This window comes from Halarcobacter ebronensis (genome assembly GCF_013201825.1).
In the GTDB taxonomy this organism is placed as follows: Bacteria; Campylobacterota; Campylobacteria; order Campylobacterales; family Arcobacteraceae; genus Halarcobacter; species Halarcobacter ebronensis.
This window is the reverse complement of the sequence record NZ_CP053836.1, coordinates 156568-176763: the sequence shown is the minus strand read 5'-3', so window position 1 is coordinate 176763 and position 20196 is coordinate 156568. Positions and strand designations below refer to the sequence as shown.

Below are 20196 nucleotides of genomic sequence, written 5' to 3'. Positions count from 1 at the left end.
CCTTCCATATTAGAAAAATAAACTTTCATAAATCAAAGAAGGAGCAATCTATGAAACAACTTTTAAAAATCGTTTCAATTTTAATTTTCTCATGTATTTTATTAAATGCAGAACCTATTGACCTAAAAGGAACTACAGATGGATATGAAGTTCAACTTCAATCTGCAAAATCTCTTGTTGTAGGGAAGAACACTTTTATAGTAACTCTAATAAAAGATGGCAAAGTAGTAAGTGATGCAAAAGTAAAAGCTAAGTTTTTTATGCCAGAAATGCCAGGAATGCCATATATGGAACATGAGAGAAAAGCTGAGCTTGTTGATGGAAAATATACATTTTCAGTTAATCTATCTATGGGTGGGACATGGCAATATCATCTTCTATTTAAAACAGCAGATGAAAAAGTACATAAAATTAGATCAAGTGTAAACCTATAATGAAAAAGAGATATCTGCCACTTATTTTATTGCCTCTATTATTAAAGGCAGCTACTGTAGATGAAGTTGTAAATCAAACATTAGAGAATAACTATAGTTTAAAAGCTTTAGAAAACTCTATAGAGATTTCAAAACAGCAGATATCTCTTGCAACAAAATGGGAAAATCCCATTTTGACTATTGGAGCAAATGATTTACAACTAAATGATATAAGTGCTAGGGACAAAGAGCCTATGCAAGCTCAATTTATTGGTATAACTCAAGCTTTTCCAACAAATGGAAAACTAGAATTAAAAGAAAAGATTGCAAAAGATGATTACTCAATCTCTAAATATCAGTTAGATGAAAAAAGACTTGAACTTAAATCAAATATCTATGAATATATCTATAAAATCAAACTCTTAGAAGAGAGATTGTTTTTATATGAAGAGTTTAAATCAAATGTTAAAGATATTGAAAATCTATTAAAAAATTTTTATAAATACTCTAAGGCTTCACAAGAGCAGATAATAACTACACAAATTTTATATGAAGAATTAAATTTAAAAGCACAACAATTAAAAACATTTTTGGATACAAGCTATTTAAAACTAGAAGAACTTACTTATAAAAAGTTTGACACATTTGAGATAGATACAAATTTAAAAAATATTAAACTTGAAAAAGATATCTCTTCACATCCAAAGATTTTATCTTTTGATACACAAACTAAAAAATTCACAACTCAATCAAAACTTGAAAATGCAAAAAAAATTTCTGATATTAAAGTGAATTTAAGTTATTTCCAAAGGGATGACAAATATGAAGACTATCTAAACTTTTCATTAGCATTTCCACTTCCAATATATGGAAAAGAGAATATTGAAGTTACAAAAGCAAAATTTAAATCAGCTCAAGCTCAAAATCAACTTGAGGATTTAAAGTTCAAATTTAAAAATCAAATTGAGGTTTTACAAAAATCTATTGATGACTCAATTACTACATATAATATAATAGAAAAATCTATTCTTCCAAAATATGAGTCATTACAAAAAATTTTGGAGAGTAACAATAGTTACTCAAACAATAAAAAAATTGATACAAATACATTGATAAAAAATCAAAATGAAATAATCAAATATAAACTAAAAGCTATTGATGAAAAGGATAAATATTTTACTTCATTGGCTAAATCATACTATTTTACAAGGATTGAGAAGTGAGAGCTCTAATAATATCCCTAATAATGGGAGTTACAATATTAAATGCTGAAATTCTGCAAGTTGAGCAGTTGTTCAATAAAAAGCTTACAAAAGTACAAAAAGAACAAATAGGTACCTTAAAAAGCTTTTATGGACGTACTGCTTTTGACGAGTCAAAAATTTATGATATTGTAAGCAGATTTGACGGTTATATTACAAAACTATATGCAAATGAACAGTACAAAGATATAAAAAAAGGAGAAAAACTTTTTTCTATCTACTCTGATGAAATTTTGTCTCTTCAACAAGAGATACAACTTGCAAAAAAATTTAACAAAGATTTACTCTCTTCAAATTTAGAAAAACTAAACTCACTTGAAGTTGATTCAAAAGTTATAGATAAAATAAAAAATTCAAATAGAGTTTTAAAACAGATAGATGTTTTTGCTCCAACAAATGCAATTGTATTAAAAAAACAGATAAATGATGGAAGTTATGTAAAAAAAGGAAATCTTCTTTTACAATTGGCATCATTAGATAAAATTTGGTTTATTGCCTCAATTTACCAAAATGATCTATCTTTTGTAAAAGATGGAATGAAAGCAAAAATCTCTTTAGATGGAGTAAATGAATCACTAAGTGTAAAAGTTGATAAAATTTACCCTTTGGTAAACTCTCAAACAAAATCTGTTGATGTAAGATTTGTTCTTGAAAACAAAGAACTAAAATATTATCCAAATATGTTTGGAAAAGTTTTTATTCAAGAGAATCAAAAAGAGATGTTAACACTTCCAAAAACTGCAGTGCTACTTAAAGGTGATAAAAAGTATGTCTTTAAATATCTTTCACAAAAAGAGTATGAACCAATTGAGGTTGAAGCTAAAAGAATTTCCTCGAATAAATATGAGATTTTAAGTGGCTTAAATGAAGGAGAAGAGGTAATAGATAATGCTTTATTCCTTCTTGATTCAGATGCAATAACAAATGGACTTTATACTTTAGATAATGGTGATTGGTAGGAAATAAAAATGGTTGAATCAATTATCTCTTTTAGCATTAGAAATAGATTTTTTATACTTATTTCTACCCTTGTTTTAATTATCGCTTCATATTGGTCTGTTAAACACAGCTCTCTTGATGCACTTCCTGACTTGTCTCCACCACAAGTGATTGTTCAAGTTAAGTGGCCAGGACAAAGTCCAAAAACAATAGAAGATCAAGTGTCATACCCACTTATCTCAAATCTAATGAGTCTTCCAAATATTAAAACAGTAAGAGCAATGAGTTCTTTTCAAAATGCTCTTATATATATAATCTTTAAAGATGGTACTGATTTATATGACTCAAGAAATAGAATATTAGAGCAATTATCTCAACTTCAAGGAAGTTTTCCAACAGGTGTTGATGTAGCAATTGGACCTGATGCAACAGGTGTTGGTTGGGCTTATGAATATGCTTTAAAATCAAAAACTAAATCTTTGGATGAGTTGCGAACTCTTCAAGACTACTACTATAAATTTGCACTTTTAGGTGTTGATGGAGTAAGTGAAGTTGCTTCTGTAGGTGGATATATCAAAAACTATGAGATTACTCTAAATCAAGATAGACTTGTGCAATATGACTTAAGTATTAATGATGTTAAAAAAGCTATTGCAAATAATAATGATGAAAAAGGTGGAAGAATTATTTTAGAGAATGGTTTTGAACATATGATTCAAGCAAAAGGATTCTTAAAAAGTGTAAAAGATATTGAAAATATTACAGTAAAAACGAATAATTCTATTCCTGTTACTATAAAAGATATTGCCCAAGTTAATATTACCTCATCAAATAGAAGAGGAATGGTTGATTTAGATGGTGAAGGTGAAACTGTTGGTGGAATTATTGTTGTAAGATATGGTGAGAATCCTTATGATGTTATAAAAAGGGTTAAAGAGAAACTAAAAACTTTGAAAGTTGATGATGTTGAAGTTGTTGAAACATATGATAGAACTTCGCTTATAGATAAAGCTATTGATACTTTAAAACATACATTATTAGATGAATCTATAATTGTTATGATTGTTACAGCTATTTTTCTATTTCATTTTAGAAGTGCTTTGATTATCATTATAACACTGCCTGTTACAGTTCTATTTACATTTTTACTTATGAAGGCTTTTGATTTGGGCTCAAATATTATGAGTCTTGGGGGAATTGCAATTGCAATTGGAGCAATGGTTGATGCCACCATTGTAATGGTAGAAAACGCCCATAAACATCTTCAAGGAAAAGATGATTTATCAAATGCAAAAAGAAAAGAGATAATTATAAATTCAGCAAAACAAGTTGGTCGTCCTATCTTTTTTGCTCTTATCCTTGTAGTTGTCTCATTTTTACCAATTTTTGCTTTAAGTGGACAAGAGGGAAGACTCTTCTCTCCTTTGGCTTTTACAAAATCTTTTGCCATGATTTCAGGGGCACTTTTATCAATCACCCTTGTTCCTATTTTAATGACATTTTTCATAAAAGGTAAAATTTTAGATGAGAAAAAAAACTATCTAAATAGATTTTTTATCTCATTATACTCTCCACTTTTAAAACTTTCACTAAAGTTTAGATATATGGTTGTTGGTATATTTGTTATTACAATTATTGCTATTTATCCAGCTTACAAAAAATTAAACTGGGAATTTATGCCAATGATGAATGAACAAACTTTTATGTATATGCCTGTTACTCCTTATGGAATTGGGATTGATTTGGCAAAAGAGTTGACCCAAAAAACAGATAGAATTTTGAAATCTTTTCCAGAAGTACAAACTGTATTTGGTAAAGCTGGTCGAGCTGATAGTGCAACAGACCCTGCTCCATTAGCTATGATAGAAACAATCATTACTCTTAAACCCGAATCTCAATGGAGAGAAGGAATGACCTATAAAAAGCTTATGCAAGAGATGGATGAAAAACTTCAAGTGGGAGGGCTTATCAACTCTTGGACATATCCTATTAGAGGTAGAATTGATATGCTTTTAACAGGGATTAGAACTCCCCTTGGTATAAAACTTTTTGGAAATGACCATCAAAAATTAGAAGAGACAGCAGGAAAAATTGAACAAATATTAAGAAAATTTGACCAAACATTATCAGTTTCAACTGATAAAATAAACTCTGGATACTATTTAAATATTGATGTAGATGAAAATATGATTGCGCAATATGGAATTACAAAAAATGATGTTTTATCAACAGTCTCTCTTGGTGTTGCAGGTAGCAAAATTTCAACTTTTTTTGATGGCTTAGAGAGATATCCTATTTCACTTAGATTTAATATTGCACAAAGGGAAGATATAACTACATTAAAAAATCTTCAAGTAAAAACAAAATTGGGATTCCAACCTTTAGAGATGTTTGTAAAGATTTATTATGAAGAGGGTCCATCTGTTATAAAATCAGAGAAAGCTTTAAATGTAAACTTTATTTATATTACTCCTAAAAGTGAAATATCTGTAAAAGCCTATAAAGATAGAGCACAAACACTTTTAAATAAGTTGAAACTACCTGAGGGTTTTTATTATGAATGGTCAGGACAAAGTGAATATTTAGAATCTGCAATGAGCAGATTGGCTTATATTATCCCTTTAACTTTTATAATTATATTTATACTTATCTATTTTGCACTAAAAAATATTACCTATACAACAATAATATTTTTTACTCTTCCTTTTGCATTTTCAGGAGGATTGTTCTATTTAGATTATTTAGGCTTTAATATCTCTATTGCGGTTATTGTAGGATTTTTAGCACTACTTGGCGTTGCATCTGAAACCTCTATTGTAATGATTGTATATCTACATGAAGCAATGAGTGAGTTGAAAAGAGATAAGAAAGTTTTTGATAAAGATACAATTGCGCAGGCAATTTATAAAGGTGCTGTTTTAAGATTAAGACCAAAACTTATGACGCTTTTTGCAATATTAGGTGGACTTATTCCTATAATGTATATAGATGGAGTTGGTAGTGAGGTTATGCAAAGAATTGCTGCACCTATGATTGGAGGAATGGCATCGTCAGCAATATTGACGCTTATTATTATTCCATCAGTTTTTTATATTTTAGCGCTTGTAAAAAAAGGGGATATTGTTAAAAATTGAAAATCTTGCAAATTTTTGTGAGATTTTCTAAAAGCACACGTTTACTACACAGTAAAACTATATAATTCTCTTACAGCTAAACTATAGAATATAATGAAACTTGTGTTTTATACCCTAACGACTAAAACCGACAACCTACAATTTTTCTCCTTTTACAAGTTTCATTATACTTCTCCTTGAAAAAGAGAATTTGTAAGTTATCAATTAAAATATTAGTTTTTAGAATTGTCTTCTTGGTTTTGATTCTTTCGGTTTTGCTTCATTTACTCTAAGAGATCTTCCTTCATATTCACTACCGTTTAGTTCTTCAATTGCTTGACCTCCACCAACGTCAGTCATCATTTCAACAAAACCAAAACCTTTTGATCTTCCAGTTTCTCTATCTGTAATTACTTTCGCACTTTTTACTTCACCATATTTTTCAAATAGGCTTTTCAATCCCTCATCGTCTACTCTATAAGACAAATTCCCGACATAAATATTCATACTTTTTTTCCTTTCGTTAAGTATCGATATTATGCCCAGTTAATAAATAATAATCAAGCTTTTTTATGCCTCTTTGTTAAAATTTTTCTCAATTGCTGCAAAAATTCTCTTTTTTGCCTCATCAAAACCTAATATTACCATTATGTCATATACTGATGGAGCTTGTGTTCCACCTGTTAAAGCTAACCTAATTGGTTGGAAAAGTTGAGGAAATTTTAATTCATATTTTTCAAAAAATGGTTTTGTTACAACTTCATAATCACACGCTAAATGTAGAGAATCCTTTACCTCTTCTAGAACACTAAAATATAATTCTAAAGTTTTACTAGTATCCTCTTTTATAAATTTTTTAACACCTTTTTCTTCATATGAAGTTGGTCTTTCTAAAATTTTATTTATAGATTCTTTTAATTCAATTAGAGTTTGCGCTCTCTCTTTACATAAATCTAATAATATCTCTTTTTTATCATGTCCACTGATAAAACAATCAAAAAATTCCAATTCTTTTGCCAATCTTTCATTTGAAACATTTTTAATATAGTGAGCATTTAACCACAATAATTTCTCTTCATTATATGATGATGCAGACTTATTTATATTTGAAGGATCAAAAAGCTCTAACATCTCTTCCATAGAAAAAATCTCTTGATCTTTATTTGACCATCCAAGTCTTACCAAAAAGTTTAAAAGAGCTTCAGGAAGGAAACCTTTTCTTTTATAATCCATAACATCAAGCGCACCATCCCTTTTAGATAATTTTTTCCCTTGAGGATTATTTATCATTGGAACATGGTAAAATTTTGGTACAGCAAAACCTAATGCTTCATAAATTAATATTTGTTTTGAAGTATTTGTTAAGTGATCATCCCCTCTAATTACATGTGTCATACCCATTAAAGCATCATCAACTGTTACTACAAAATTATATGTTGGCATCCCATTACTTCTAGCGATTACAAAATCATCTATCTCCGAACAGTCAACATTCATCATTGATCTGACACCATCAAAAAATGTAACTGTTCCCTCTTTTGGAGTTTTAATTCTAACAACAGGTTCAACTCCTTCAGGAATAGGAGGCAAAGTTTTACCCTCTTCTGGTCTCCATGTTTCATCATATCTTGGAGTTTGTTTATTTGCCATTTGAGTCTCTCTTAAAGAATCTAATTCCTCTTTACTCATATAACAATTATATGCCTTACCTTCATCAACAAGTTGTTTGATATATTTTTTATAAATATCTAATCTTTTTGATTGATATTCAACTTCACCATCATAAGTTAGTCCAACCCATTCAAAAGCTTCAAGAATTGCTTTCATAGCACCTTCATTGTTTCTTTGTGTATCTGTATCTTCAATTCTTAATCTAAATTGACCTTTTGAATGTCTTGCCCATAAATAATTATATAAAGCAGTTCTCAAACCACCTATATGTAAATATCCTGTTGGGCTTGGAGCAAATCTTGTTACTACCATAATCTTCCTCATTTCTTTCTATTATTTATAAAAAATCCAACTGCAGCAAATGTTGCCACCGTCACAATAAAAATTAACATCGCATAATCAAGAGCTTCCATTAGCTTCCTTCTCCTTAAGCTGACCGCATGCAGCAGAGATATCAAGTCCTTTTGATTCCCTAATTGTACACAATAGCCCTTTAGTTATTAAATATTCTTGGAATTTTATCATATCATCCCTTTGTGGTCTTTGATATGAGGTACCAGGATAAGGATTAAAATATATTAAATTTACTTTTGCCTTTATTCCATCCAAGAGTTTCAAAAGTTTTTTTGCAGAATCAATATCATCATTTTTATCTTTTATAACCAAATATTCAAACATAACTTTTTTTCTAGTGTCAACAGGAAATTTTTTAACTGCATCAATTATAGATTTAATATTGTATGCTTTATTCATTGGAATTAATTCACTTCTTAATTCATCATCAACAGCATGAAGTGAAATTGCAAGTTGAATCCCTAAATCTTCATTTCCAAGTTTTTCTATTTTTGTTGATAATCCAGAAGTTGAAACTGTTTGTCTTCTTCTACTTATTGCTAAACCATCAAGCTCTGAAAAGACTTTGACTGAGTGAACAAAATTATCATAATTGTCAAGGGGTTCACCCATTCCCATATATACAATATTAAGTGATTTGTTTTCTGCAATATCATTATCTCTTTTTATTTGCACAATTTGATTTACAATTTCACCAACAGTCAAATTTCTAACAAAACCACCCTTTGCAGTAAGACAAAAACTGCACCCTACTTTACATCCAACTTGAGTTGAAATACAAACAGTATATTTTTCACTTTGTTCAACATTCCCATCTTCATTTTCAACTCTCTTTTTCATAAGAAGAAGTACAGCTTCAACTGTATGCCCATCCCTTAATCTAAAAAGATATTTTATACTTCCATCAAGGCTTTGCTCTTTTTTTACTATCTCTAATATTTCAATAGGATAATCTTTTTTTAGTATTTCAATTAAATCCTTAGGAATATTTTTCATTTCATCATAAGAATTTACATATTTTTTGTATAGCCAATTATAAACCTGTTTTGCTCTAAAACTTGGTTTTAATTCTGATTTTAATTCATCTAAAGTATAGTCATAAATTGAATTCAATCTTTTCCTTTCTATCTTTTTAATTTAATTCTATCAACAATTTTTTACTCTTGATACTCTCTATTTAGATTCGTTTTTTAAACTTACTACATTTTATTTGCCAAAGTTTTAACAATCTTTCTCAAGCTTTATGGATGCTTTCGCATATCCATTTCGCTTCATAAAAACTTTACGATGTTTCTCGAGCTTCATGGATGCTTTCGCATATCCATTTCGCTTCATAAAAACTTTACGATGTTTCTCGAGCTTCATGGATGCTTTCGCATATCCATTTCGCTTCATAAAAACTTTACGATGTTTCTCGAGCTTCATGGATGCTTTCGCATATCCATTTCGCTTCATAAAAACTTTACGATGTTTCTCGAGCTTCATGGATGCTTTCGCATATCCATTTCGCTTCATAAAAACTTTACGATGTTTCTCGAGCTTCATGGATGCTTTCGCATATCCATTTCGCTTCATAAAAACTTTACGATGTTTCTCGAGCTTCATGGATGCTTTCGCATATCCATTTCGCTTCATAAAAACTTTACGATGTTTCTCGAGCTTCATGGATGCTTTCGCATATCCATTTCGCTTTCAACATCTAAAAATGTGAAGCAGTTCACATTTTTTTAACGATGTTTCACGTGAAACTATTTTATGATTTTTCTCTCAATTAAATAGTTTGTTAATCTTCTCATAGCCTCTTTGTGATTACCTAAAAAGTCTTCATGTGCATCTTCATTGGTATAGTTTGTTACTATAAAAATTCCTGCTACAGGAATTTCAAACTCTTTTGCAACTTGGACAACAGAATAGAACTCCATATTTTCTATTCCTATTCCATAGTTGTTGTACTCTTTTGTTAGTTCAAAATTTGTACTAATATAGTTTGAGCTATTTACTATGGTATCATTTCTTGCAAATTTATTTTCAGATTCAAGTACATTTTCTAAAGGTGTATATGAGTCTTCTCTTAAAAAAGACAACTCTAAATTTGAAGCTCTTTTTGATTCAACAATATCAAAAATATTAAATCTTCCATAACTTCCTGCACTGCCAATAAAAAGTAAAAAATCTGGTTTGTCAAATAAACAAACTCTTGTTAAATTTATTGCTGACTCAATCAGCCCAACACCTATTGGTTGTGCAAAATTAAAAGTCTCATTTCTTCCTGCACAAACTATCATCTACACTCCAAAATATAATTTGCAGTAATTGATAAATTTCTCTCTTCTTCCATTTCTGGAATAGGAGCAACTTTTGTACTGTTTAAAAGTCTCTCATATTTTACAGGTGTCTGTTCATCATTAAAGTTCTCTTTTTTATCAATTTTAATTGATTTGATTTGACAACTCTCTTTTAAATCATTTGAAAGATTCTTGCTATATGTTTTCCCCCAATTTATTGCTTCAAGTCTTAATAGATCTAAAGTAACATTAAAGGTCTCTTCTCTTACTGTCCAAAAAAGATTATTTACAGATATTTGTGTATCTCGAAATCTTTTTAAATCTGTTAATGCAGTAATAAAATCATCCATATAAATTGCTTTATCTGAATTTAGTTTATACTTTAGCTCTCCAATATATCCAATAGCTTTAGGAGTAGTATTAAGATGTCTATATTTAGGCTTTATATTAAAACTTTCATACTCCTTTTCTATCTCTTTAAATGTTTTTATCTTTTTATCAAAAACTTTAAATCTACTATTGATTTCACTCTCTGTTTCATCTTCAATTGTAATAATCAAATTTGCACTTAGTGTATCTTCTGGAAGTATGTGATGAAATTTTTTTGAGAACTCTATATCAAAGCCAAAAACAAATGCGGGTATAAATAGTAATTTTAAAAGTTTCATTTTATATCCTTACAGGTATGTTATTTTCCCTTAGGTAGTGTTTTAATTCCATAATATCAATCTCTTTAAAGTGAAAAATAGAAGCTGCTAATGCTGCACTTGCACCATGCTCAAATGCCTCTTTCATATGCTCCATTGTTCCAGCTCCTCCACTTGCAATTACAGGGATATCAACTAAAGATGAAATCTTCTGCGTAATATTTAGTTCAAAACCATTTTTGGCACCATCAGTATCCATAGAAGTAAGAAGAATCTCTCCAGCTCCTCTATCATAAACCTCTTTTGCCCATTTTAAAGCATCAAGACCTGTATCTTCTCTTCCACCTTTTACAAAAACATGGTAAGAACCGTCTGCAACTTTTTTTACATCAATTGCCACAACAATGCACTGACTACCAAATCTTTTGGCACCTTCGTCAATAAAACTAGGATTAACAACTGCTGAAGAGTTTACAGAGACTTTATCACATCCTACATTTAGAAGTTTGTATATATCTTCAAGTTTTCTAATTCCTCCACCAACAGTTAGGGGAATAAAAACCTCTTTTGCTACATCTCTTACTATATCAACTATTGTATCCCTATTCTCGTGACTTGCTGTAATATCTAAAAAAGTGATCTCGTCGGCACCTTCGTTGTTATATCTCTTTGCAACCTCAACTGGATCGCCTGCATCTCGGAGTCCAACAAAGTTAACTCCCTTAACAACTCTTCCATCTTTTACATCAAGACAAGGAATTATTCTCTTTGCAAAATAACTCAAAATCTATTCCTTAAGTTTAATAGTGAGAAATCTTATCTAATTGTAAGTTAAAAGCAGATATACTCTACATCCTAATGGAAACAAGAGTAATAGCAAAAAAGAAATTTGGACAAAATTTCCTAAAAGACAGCACCGTATTATCAAAGATCATCCAATCGATGCCCAACAATAATAATCATATTGTTGAAATTGGGCCTGGCTTAGGTGATTTGACAGAGAAATTAGTCAAATACAAAGATACGACAGCATATGAAGTCGACACTGATTTAATTGGTGTATTAAAGTCTAAATTTGCAATAGAGATTGAAAATAAGCGTTTTGAACTGATCCACACTGATGTTTTAAAAGCTTGGGATGAGAAGGGAAGTTTGCATGAAGAGAGTTATGATCTAATTGCAAATTTGCCTTACTATATTGCAACAAATATTATATTAAGAGCATTTGAAGATAGCAATTGTGAGAATATTATTGTAATGATTCAAAGGGAAGTAGCACAAAAATTTACTGCTCAAGTAAATGATAAAGAGTACTCTTCACTTTCAATTATTACTCAAATTGTTTCAAAAGAGGCAAGGATACTTATTGATGTACCTCCTGAATCTTTTGATCCACCTCCAAAAGTTACCTCATCTGTACTTTTTATATCAAAAAAAGATAATGTGACATTAGATAAAGATTTTTTAAAATTTTTGAAAGTATCTTTTTCACAACCAAGAAAAAAACTTTTTAAAAATTTAACAGCAATATATAAAAAAGAGTTTTTATCTAATATCTACAGTGAACTTAATATAGAAGAGACTTTACGACCTCATGAAGTTGATGTATCTTTGTATAGCCAATTGTATACAAAGGTAAAGAATGGAAAACAACAAAGAGAATAACGAAAACGAAGTAGCTAATAACTCAACTAAAGAGAATAAGCAACATAGACCTCAAAGAAGGCATCCAAAGAAAAAAGAGACTGAAAATAGTACTCCTTCTGAAGGTGAAGAGAAAAAAGCTCCTCAACAAAAAAGAAGAAAACCTACTAATAATGGAACTAATCCAAGAGCTAAAACGCAAACAAATAAAACAACATCTTCTTGGATTAATGATTTAAAAAAAGCACATAGTATTAATGAGAAATCTCATAAAGATAGATTAAATCCACACAATAAACTTAATCTATCTACAAATGCAAAAGTTAGAATTACTCCTTTAGGTGGATTAGGAGAAATTGGTGGAAACATGATGGTTGTTGAGACTGAAAAATCAGCAATTATTGTAGATGTTGGGATGAGTTTCCCAGATGAAGATATGCATGGAGTGGATATCTTAATTCCAGATTTTACATATATAAGACAGATTAAAGACAAGATTGTAGCTGTAATTATTACCCATGGACATGAAGATCACATTGGTGCAATGCCATATTTATTTAAGGAGATGCAATTCCCTATTTATGGAACTCCACTTCCTTTAGAGATGATTGGCTCAAAATTTGATGAGCACAAAATTAAAGAGCATAGAAAATTCTTTAGACCAATAGAGAAAAGAATTCCTATAAAAATTGGTGATTTTGATATTGAGTGGATTCATATTACTCACTCTATTATTGATTCATCTTCTTTAGCTATTAAAACTGAAGCAGGGACAATTATCCATACAGGTGACTTCAAAATTGATCACACACCTATTGATGGATTCCCTACAGATTTACATAGATTGGCGCATTATGGAGAAGAAGGTGTTTTACTTCTTATGTCAGACTCTACAAACTCTCACTCTCCTGGATTTACAAAAACAGAGAAAACAGTTGGGCCTACTTTTGAAAGAATATTCTCTAGTGCAAAAGGCAGAGTTATTATGTCTACATTCTCTTCAAATATCCATAGAGTTGCACAAGCAATTGAGTATGGGCTTAAATATGGAAGAAAAATCTGTGTTATTGGAAGATCTATGGAGAAAAACTTAGAGATTGCAATGAGTTTAGGTTATATTAAATTTCCAAGAGATCAATTTATTGAAGCTCATGAAGTAAATAAATATAATGATAATGAGATATTAATTGTTACAACAGGAAGCCAAGGTGAGTCAATGAGTGCTTTATATAGAATGTCAATTCACGAGCACAGACATATCAAAATTAAGCCAGGAGATCAAATAATATTATCAGCAAAAGCTATCCCTGGAAATGAAGCAAGTGTTTCATCAATTATAAACCATCTGCTAAAAGCTGGCGCAGAAGTTGCATACCAAGATTTTAGTGAAATTCACGTTTCTGGACACGCTGCTCAAGAAGAACAAAAACTTATGATTAGACTTGTAAAACCAAAATTCTTTATGCCTATTCATGGTGAATATAACCACGCAATTAAACATGCAAAAACAGGTATAGATTGTGGTGTACTAGAGAGAAATGTTTATATAATGAGTGATGGGGAACAAATTGAAGTTACTCCAAAATATCTTAAAAAAGTAAAAACTGTAAAAAGTGGAAAAGTTTACATTGATAACCAACTTAATCATAAAATCTCTGATGATATTGTTTTAGATAGACAGACTATGGCAAATGAAGGTGTAGTTATCATTGTTGCACAAATAAATGCAAATGACAGAACACTTGCAGATAGACCAAGGGTTACCTCTTTTGGTTTAGTTCCAGATAAACAAGATAAATATTTCTCAAAAGAGATTGAAGATCTGTTGGTTACATTCCTAAAAAATGCAAAAGATGGAATTTTCCATAATACAAAAATCTTTGAAGAAGAGACAAGAAAAGTAGTTAGAAAACATTGTATTAGAAAATACAAAAAATATCCAATGATTGTCCCTACTATATTTGTTCAATAAGGCATATGATGAATTTTAATGAGATTGCAAAAGAGGTACTTGAGATTGAAGCAGCAGAGTTGATGCTTGCTGCAAATAATATTTCTACTTTTGATTTAGAAAAAGCCGTAGATTTAATCTATAACTGTAAAGGAAAAGTAGTTGTTACAGGAGTAGGAAAATCTGGACTTATTGGAGCTAAAATTGCTGCTACATTTGCAAGTACAGGTACATCGGCATTTTTCTTGCATCCTACTGAAGCAATGCATGGAGATTTGGGAATGATTGCTAAAGGAGATTTAGTATTGGCAATCTCATATAGCGGTGAAAGTGGTGAATTAATTCAACTGCTACCACATATTAAAAGATTTGATATACCTCTTATTGCAATGGCAAAAGATAGCAAATCTACCCTTGCAAAATACTCTGATATATTTATTAATATTAGTGTAACAAAAGAGGCATGTCCTTTGGATGCTGCACCAACTTCATCAACAACACTAACTCTTGCAATGGGAGATGTGTTGGCTGTTTGTTTAATGAAAAAACGTGATTTCAAAAAAGAAGATTTTGCCTCTTTCCATCCAGGAGGAAGCCTTGGGAAAAGACTTTTCTTGAAAATAGATGACCTATTAAGAAAAGATAATCTTCCAATTGTTTCACGTGAAACAAAAATAAAAGATGCAATTGTTGCGATGAGTGAAGGACGATTAGGTAATGTCCTTATAACAGATGAAAATAACAAATTAATTGCTATACTAAGTGATGGAGATTTAAGACGGGCTCTAATGCAAGAAAACTTCTCTATTGAGAATAGTGCCCTTTCAATTGCAACAAAAAATCCTAAAACAATAAAGGAGAAAGAGATGTTAGCAAGTGATGCTATTACTATAATTGAAGAGTATAAAATACAGCTTTTAATAGTAACAGATTCTGAAAACAGAGTTGTAGGTGTTCTACATATACATGATTTAATTGAAGCAGGAATAAAATGAAAAAAATCATAACTGAAGAGAGTGACAACCTAACAAGGCTAAATAAGTTTATTTCACACAATAGCAACTATTCAAGAAGAGAAGCTGATAAACTTATTGAAGATGGAAGAGTAACTATAAACAATAAACCTGTAACTGATATGTCAATAAAAGTCTCTGAAAAAGATACTGTAAGAATTGGCAAAAAACTAATTAAAGAAGATAAAAACAAGATGTATACAGTTATTATCTACAATAAACCAAAAGGTGAATTAGTTACAAAAAAAGATCCTGAAGGAAGAAGAGTGATCTTTGATTCTTTAGATAAAAAGTTTAAACATTTTATTCCCGTTGGAAGACTTGATTACGCAAGTGAAGGTTTAGTTTTACTTACTGATTCAGTTGATGTTGCAAACAAACTAATGCACTCAAACTTAGAGAGAATCTATAAACTAAAAGTAAATGGTTTTATAACTCCAAATGTTGAAGAGGCAATGTTACACGGATTAACTTTAGAAGATGCAAGAGCTGGAGGACATGAAAAATCAAAAATAACATCAATGACCTTTGAACCTTTTATTGCATATCAGATTATTAGTAATGATAGAAAATATTCAAAAATCAAAGTTGGACTATCTGAAGGTAAAAATAGAGAACTTAGAAGATTTTTTGGACACTTTGGATTAGATATTTTAGATTTAAAAAGATTTGAATTTGGTGGAATTTCTCTAAATAATTTACCAACTGGAAAATCAAGATACCTTACTAAAGATGAATACAAAGACTTAAGGTTGTTTTTAAATAGCGATGAATGATTTATCAAATATCTTAAGACCAAAGAACTTAGAAGAGTTTATTGGACAGAAACATATTGTAGGACAAAATAGCTCTTTATATAAATTAATTAAGAAAAAAGAGATACCTCATCTCTTTTTCTATGGCAAACCAGGGACTGGAAAAACAAGTCTTGCAAAAATCATAGCAAAAGAGATAAATAGCGACTACTTCTATTTTAATGCAACTACAATTAAAGTGGAAGACTTAAGAAAAGTCTTTTCTAAATATACAAACTCTTTAATAAAACCCATTGTTTTTATTGATGAAGTTCATAGATTATCAAAGAACCAACAAGAGGTTCTTCTTCCAATTATGGAAAATTATGAAGCCATAATTATTGGTGCAAGTACAGAAAATCCTTTTTTTACCCTTACAAGTGCAATTAGATCTAGATCATTTCTTTATGAGTTCAGAGCTTTTACAAAAGATGAATTAGAGATTGTTTTAAAAAAAGCAGAGAATTATATCAATTTTGAGATAGATACAGAGGCAAGAGAGTACCTAATTCTCTCAAGTAGTGGTGATGCAAGGGCAATGTTAAATCTGCTTAATTTCGCTGTTAAAATTGATTCTAAAATAACAATAGAGATATTAAAAGAGTTAAGAAGTAATCCAATTGGAGATGGTGTAAGTTCAAAAGATAGTCATTATGATTTAGCTAGTGCTATGATTAAATCAATTAGAGGCTCTGATGTTGATGCTGCTTTGTATTATATGGCAAGGCTAATTGATGGAGGAGAGAGTGTTGAATTTATTACAAGAAGATTAGTAATACATGCAAGTGAAGATATTGGCAATGCTAATCCAAATGCGTTAAATATGGCAGTAAATACTATGATTGCAACTTCAAAGATTGGATATCCTGAAAGTAGAATAATTTTAGCACAATGCATTATATACCTAACTTCATGTCCAAAATCAAACTCTTCTTATATGGGAATTGCTAAAGCCCTTAATGAAGTAGAAAATGGTAAAATTCTAGAGATACCAAAACATTTAAGGGATAGGCACATTGGATATAAATATCCACATGATTATGGAGGATGGGTTAAACAAGAGTATCTAAAAGAAAATCTAAGATTTTATGAGTCAAAAGATATTGGATATGAAAAGACTCTAAATGATTGGATTAAAAGGATAAAAGGAGAATAAATGGAATATTATCTTTGGATATTAGTTTTCCATATTATGGCGGTAATGTCATGGATGGCAATGCTTTTTTACCAGCCAAGGCTATATGTATATCATACTGAACACAAAAATAAAAAAGATTTTGTAGAGGTAGTAAAAATACAAGAGTACAAAATGTACAAATATATAGGTTTACCTGCAATGTGGGCAAGCATATTAAGTGGAATATTAATGATTTATTTAAGACCTGACCTATTAAGTGGCGATGGATGGATGCATGCAAAAATTCTTTTTGTTATTCTCTTAACAGCCTACTCTTTCTCTATGGAGTATTATAGAAAAAGATTAGAAAAAGGTAAATTTCCTAAAAATGGAAACTTTTTTAGAGCATATAATGAGGTACCAACTTTCCTTTCAATTCTAATTGTAGGTTATGTTATTACAAAAACATTCTCTATTGCCTTTACACTAATTACTATTGCTTTTGGAGCATTTGTAATCTACAAAGTATATAAACAAAAACCTAAAGAGGAGTAGCATGAATTTTGAAAAAGTATATGTATTAGATACAAATATATTACTTGAAGATTCAGGTAATATTTTTAAAATAAGTGATGATAACAAAAATCTTATAGTTCTTCCTGAAACAGTCTTAGATGAAATAGATACAAAAAAGAGTGGTTTTGATGAGATAAATTTTCAAGCTAGAGAGTTTGCAAGAATTTTAGAAAATTCTAAAATTGTAGAATCAAAAAAAGTTGGTTCTTATAAAATCATTAGACTTGAAATATTTGGAAACAAGAATGCTATTATTGATGTAATCTCAAAAGAAGAGTACTCTCTAAATTCAAAAAATGTAGCTCTAAATATCATAAATGATAGAAAAATATTAGAGATTGCATCATTTGCAAAGGAGTACTATAAGAATAGTGAAACAACTTTTTTATCTCTTGATATAATGGCAAGAACAAGAGCAGTAAGCCTCGATATAAAGACCGATTCATTAAATGGTTCATATAAAGAAGAGTTTAATTATGAGTTTATAAAAACAGTTGAAATACCTTTTGAAGAGACTGAAAATCTGGAGAATAGACTTATTACAGATTTTGATGAGGATTATCAACCACACAATTTTAGTTACTGCTTTAAAGTAAAAAGTTCGGATCAAGTTATACTAACTTCTATTCAAAATAAAAGAGTTTCACTTTTAGATGAAGGTGAAATTAGAAACCAAGTAATAACTCCACTTAATAAAGAGCAACTATTTTTCTCTAATGCAATACTTTCTCACTTTTATAATGTATTAATTGTTGAAGCAAAAGCTGGTTCAGGAAAAACTCTTTTAGCTCTTAGTGGAGCATTGAAACTTGTAAGACAAAAACATTTTCAAAAAATTATCTATATAAGAAACTCTATTGAGTCTTTAGATAAAGGTGAAGATGTGGGTTATCTTCCAGGATTAGAAGAGAAATTTAGAATCTATAATCACCCATTAATGGATAGTTTAGACTATATAATCAGAAGCGAATATAAAAAGAAAAGAAATAATAAAAAAAATACTGAGTTTATGCCAGAGTTAGATGATAAAGAGGTTAACCAAAGGGTTGAACAACTAATTGAAAACTATGGTATTGAAACAATGTGGGTTGGGGAGATGAGAGGAAGAACTCTTTCTAATGCCTTTGTTATTATTGATGAGGCACAAAATATGTCTAATAAAACTATGCAAATGGTTTTATCAAGAATAGATAGTACATGTAAAGTTGTAGTTTTAGGAAGTAACAAACAAATTGACAACTTTTATGTAAACAAATATACAAACTCATTAACTACTCTTTTAAAATCTACAAAAAATGAGAGTGAACTTGTTAAAATATTTGCCATCAAACTTCAAAAAGTATTAAGAGGTCCAATTACTGAGTGGGCAGAAAAGATATTTTCAACTAAACGAAAATAATAATCTTCAATTTATTATAATTTTGTTACCTTTACATATTCTAATATGTAAGGGTATACAAAATGAAAATCGTATTTTTAGACACAAAGACCTTAGGTAAAGATATATCTTTAGATGAATTTAAAAATTTTGGTGAAGTAATTATCTATGAAACTACAACTCATAATCAAACACTAACTAGAGTACAAGATGCTGATATTGTAATAACAAATAAAGTTGTTATAGATAGTGAAATTATGAAAAATTCAAATATAAAATTAATATGTGTAACGGCTACAGGAACAAATAATATTGACCTTGAATACGCAAGAGAGAACGGAATAGAAGTTAAAAATGTTGCAGGATACTCTACAAATAGCGTTACACAACTTACAATAACTTTAGTATTAACATTTGCAGAAAAACTTGACTACTACAGAAAATATGTGGAAACAAAACAATGGGAAAAATCAAATCTATTCACACATATTGATGTACCATTTTATGAATTAAAAGACAAAAATTGGGGAATAATTGGTTTAGGAGAAATTGGAAAAAAAGTTGCAAAGATCGCTGAAAATTTTGAATGTAATGTGAATTATTATTCTACTTCAGGAAAGAATAATAATTCGCAATACAAACAAATGAGTTTGGAAGAATTATTAAAAAGTTCTGATATTATTACTATACATTCACCTTTGACTGATGCGACATATAATTTGTTAAATAAATCAAATCTAAATTTGTTAAAAGATAATGCCATTTTAGTTAATGTTGGTCGTGGTGGAATAATAAATGAATATGATCTTGCGAATATACTTAATAGTGATAAAAAGCTGTTTTGTGGGCTTGATGTTTTAGAAAAAGAACCAATAGAAGAGAATAATCCGCTAAATAGAGTAAGAGATAAAGAGCAACTTATAATTACACCACATATTGGTTGGGGATCAGTTGAATCAAGAAAAAAGTTGATTAATTATGTACTTGACAATATACAAAAGTTCGTAGTATAATTTGTATTACAATACATATAGGAGTT

Annotated in this window: 19 protein-coding genes; 12 read left to right on the top strand and 7 right to left on the bottom strand. The window is 29.7% G+C overall.

The genetic code is table 11. From position 1 onward, the window contains the following. Nucleotides 1-50: 50 nt before the first annotated feature. The 4 genes from AEBR_RS00930 to AEBR_RS00915 are packed head-to-tail and all read left to right on the top strand — an operon-like array spanning nt 51 to nt 5748. Nucleotides 51-434, top strand: coding sequence for a FixH family protein (locus AEBR_RS00930; protein ID WP_129086061.1), 384 nt, complete (start codon nt 51-53; stop codon nt 432-434). After that, on the top strand, nt 434-1636 hold the full coding sequence (locus tag AEBR_RS00925; RefSeq protein WP_129086060.1) for a TolC family protein: 1203 nt from the start codon (nt 434-436) through the stop codon (nt 1634-1636). Before AEBR_RS00930 ends, AEBR_RS00925 begins: the two co-directional genes overlap by 1 nt. Beyond that, complete coding sequence (locus AEBR_RS00920) at nt 1633-2634, top strand: efflux RND transporter periplasmic adaptor subunit (RefSeq protein ID WP_228712120.1); 1002 nt, start codon at nt 1633-1635, stop codon at nt 2632-2634. Before AEBR_RS00925 ends, AEBR_RS00920 begins: the two co-directional genes overlap by 4 nt. A 9-nt stretch (nt 2635-2643) precedes the next feature. After that, entirely contained in the window at nt 2644-5748 is a 3105-nt protein-coding gene (locus AEBR_RS00915; RefSeq protein ID WP_129086059.1) for an efflux RND transporter permease subunit, read from the top strand. Nucleotides 5749-5967: 219 nt separating this feature from the next. Here the strand turns inward: AEBR_RS00915 and AEBR_RS00910 are convergent, their stop codons facing one another. From AEBR_RS00910 to hisF, 7 genes are all read right to left on the bottom strand, one after another. Beyond that, nucleotides 5968-6234: an RNA recognition motif domain-containing protein gene (locus AEBR_RS00910; RefSeq protein WP_129086058.1), complete on the bottom strand. Its 267-nt coding sequence runs from the start codon at nt 6232-6234 to the stop codon at nt 5968-5970. Nucleotides 6235-6297: 63 nt separating this feature from the next. Further along, complete coding sequence (gene gltX, locus AEBR_RS00905; RefSeq protein WP_129086057.1) at nt 6298-7710, bottom strand: glutamate--tRNA ligase; 1413 nt, start codon at nt 7708-7710, stop codon at nt 6298-6300. A gap of 87 nt (nt 7711-7797) precedes the next feature. Beyond that, entirely contained in the window at nt 7798-8865 is a 1068-nt protein-coding gene (gene rlmN / locus AEBR_RS00900; RefSeq protein ID WP_420370929.1) for a dual-specificity RNA methyltransferase RlmN, read from the bottom strand. Nucleotides 8866-8973: 108 nt separating this feature from the next. After that, nucleotides 8974-9417, bottom strand: a complete 444-nt coding sequence (locus tag AEBR_RS00895) for a hypothetical protein (protein ID WP_172658830.1) — start codon at nt 9415-9417, stop codon at nt 8974-8976. Between the two features lie 83 nt (nt 9418-9500). Beyond that, complete coding sequence (locus tag AEBR_RS00890; protein WP_129086055.1) at nt 9501-10037, bottom strand: phosphorylase family protein; 537 nt, start codon at nt 10035-10037, stop codon at nt 9501-9503. Continuing rightward, complete coding sequence (locus AEBR_RS00885) at nt 10034-10705, bottom strand: hypothetical protein (RefSeq protein ID WP_129086054.1); 672 nt, start codon at nt 10703-10705, stop codon at nt 10034-10036. The genes AEBR_RS00890 and AEBR_RS00885 overlap by 4 nt, the downstream gene beginning before the upstream one ends. A gap of 1 nt (nt 10706) precedes the next feature. Further along, nucleotides 10707-11468: an imidazole glycerol phosphate synthase subunit HisF gene (hisF, locus tag AEBR_RS00880; protein ID WP_129086053.1), complete on the bottom strand. Its 762-nt coding sequence runs from the start codon at nt 11466-11468 to the stop codon at nt 10707-10709. Nucleotides 11469-11542: 74 nt separating this feature from the next. Here hisF and rsmA point away from each other — a divergent pair, with 74 nt between their 5' ends. From rsmA to AEBR_RS00840, 8 genes are all read left to right on the top strand, one after another. Then, nucleotides 11543-12349, top strand: a complete 807-nt coding sequence (rsmA, locus tag AEBR_RS00875; RefSeq protein WP_128980619.1) for a 16S rRNA (adenine(1518)-N(6)/adenine(1519)-N(6))-dimethyltransferase RsmA — start codon at nt 11543-11545, stop codon at nt 12347-12349. Then, nucleotides 12327-14300: a ribonuclease J gene (locus tag AEBR_RS00870; protein WP_129086052.1), complete on the top strand. Its 1974-nt coding sequence runs from the start codon at nt 12327-12329 to the stop codon at nt 14298-14300. The genes rsmA and AEBR_RS00870 overlap by 23 nt, the downstream gene beginning before the upstream one ends. 8 nt (nt 14301-14308) lie before the next feature. Beyond that, on the top strand, nt 14309-15274 hold the full coding sequence (locus AEBR_RS00865; protein ID WP_172658829.1) for a KpsF/GutQ family sugar-phosphate isomerase: 966 nt from the start codon (nt 14309-14311) through the stop codon (nt 15272-15274). Then, nucleotides 15271-16068 carry a pseudouridine synthase gene (locus AEBR_RS00860; RefSeq protein ID WP_129086050.1) on the top strand — a complete coding sequence of 266 codons (798 nt, stop codon included), beginning with the start codon at nt 15271-15273 and terminating at the stop codon, nt 16066-16068. Before AEBR_RS00865 ends, AEBR_RS00860 begins: the two co-directional genes overlap by 4 nt. After that, a complete protein-coding gene (locus AEBR_RS00855) occupies nt 16061-17242 on the top strand; it encodes a replication-associated recombination protein A (RefSeq protein WP_129086049.1) in 1182 nt (393 codons plus the stop codon). The genes AEBR_RS00860 and AEBR_RS00855 overlap by 8 nt, the downstream gene beginning before the upstream one ends. Next, nucleotides 17243-17758: a protoporphyrinogen oxidase HemJ gene (hemJ, locus tag AEBR_RS00850; protein ID WP_129086048.1), complete on the top strand. Its 516-nt coding sequence runs from the start codon at nt 17243-17245 to the stop codon at nt 17756-17758. Between the two features lies 1 nt (nt 17759). Then, the gene (locus AEBR_RS00845) at nt 17760-19178 is read left to right on the top strand and encodes a PhoH family protein (RefSeq protein WP_129086047.1); all 1419 of its coding nucleotides are present in this window, start codon (nt 17760-17762) and stop codon (nt 19176-19178) included. 62 nt (nt 19179-19240) lie between these two features. Then, nucleotides 19241-20170, top strand: coding sequence for a D-2-hydroxyacid dehydrogenase (locus tag AEBR_RS00840; protein WP_129086046.1), 930 nt, complete (start codon nt 19241-19243; stop codon nt 20168-20170). The last annotated feature ends 26 nt before the right edge of the window (nt 20171-20196 follow it).

What these genes read in the sequence shown, in the direction of transcription:
- AEBR_RS00915 (WP_129086059.1), top strand. Translation starts at nt 2,644, where the DNA reads ATGGTTGAATCAATTATCTCTTTTAGCATTAGAAATAGATTTTTTATA.
- hemJ (WP_129086048.1), top strand. Translation starts at nt 17,243, where the DNA reads ATGGAATATTATCTTTGGATATTAGTTTTCCATATTATGGCGGTAATG.
- AEBR_RS00860 (WP_129086050.1), top strand. Translation starts at nt 15,271, where the DNA reads ATGAAAAAAATCATAACTGAAGAGAGTGACAACCTAACAAGGCTAAAT.
- AEBR_RS00930 (WP_129086061.1), top strand. Translation starts at nt 51, where the DNA reads ATGAAACAACTTTTAAAAATCGTTTCAATTTTAATTTTCTCATGTATT.
- AEBR_RS00855 (WP_129086049.1), top strand. Translation starts at nt 16,061, where the DNA reads ATGAATGATTTATCAAATATCTTAAGACCAAAGAACTTAGAAGAGTTT.
- AEBR_RS00845 (WP_129086047.1), top strand. Translation starts at nt 17,760, where the DNA reads ATGAATTTTGAAAAAGTATATGTATTAGATACAAATATATTACTTGAA.
- rsmA (WP_128980619.1), top strand. Translation starts at nt 11,543, where the DNA reads ATGGAAACAAGAGTAATAGCAAAAAAGAAATTTGGACAAAATTTCCTA.
- AEBR_RS00870 (WP_129086052.1), top strand. Translation starts at nt 12,327, where the DNA reads ATGGAAAACAACAAAGAGAATAACGAAAACGAAGTAGCTAATAACTCA.
- AEBR_RS00890 (WP_129086055.1), bottom strand. Translation starts at nt 10,037, where the DNA reads ATGATAGTTTGTGCAGGAAGAAATGAGACTTTTAATTTTGCACAACCA.
- AEBR_RS00925 (WP_129086060.1), top strand. Translation starts at nt 434, where the DNA reads ATGAAAAAGAGATATCTGCCACTTATTTTATTGCCTCTATTATTAAAG.
- AEBR_RS00840 (WP_129086046.1), top strand. Translation starts at nt 19,241, where the DNA reads ATGAAAATCGTATTTTTAGACACAAAGACCTTAGGTAAAGATATATCT.
- AEBR_RS00865 (WP_172658829.1), top strand. Translation starts at nt 14,309, where the DNA reads ATGAATTTTAATGAGATTGCAAAAGAGGTACTTGAGATTGAAGCAGCA.
- AEBR_RS00910 (WP_129086058.1), bottom strand. Translation starts at nt 6,234, where the DNA reads ATGAATATTTATGTCGGGAATTTGTCTTATAGAGTAGACGATGAGGGA.
- AEBR_RS00895 (WP_172658830.1), bottom strand. Translation starts at nt 9,417, where the DNA reads ATGAAGCTCGAGAAACATCGTAAAGTTTTTATGAAGCGAAATGGATAT.
- gltX (WP_129086057.1), bottom strand. Translation starts at nt 7,710, where the DNA reads ATGGTAGTAACAAGATTTGCTCCAAGCCCAACAGGATATTTACATATA.
- AEBR_RS00885 (WP_129086054.1), bottom strand. Translation starts at nt 10,705, where the DNA reads ATGAAACTTTTAAAATTACTATTTATACCCGCATTTGTTTTTGGCTTT.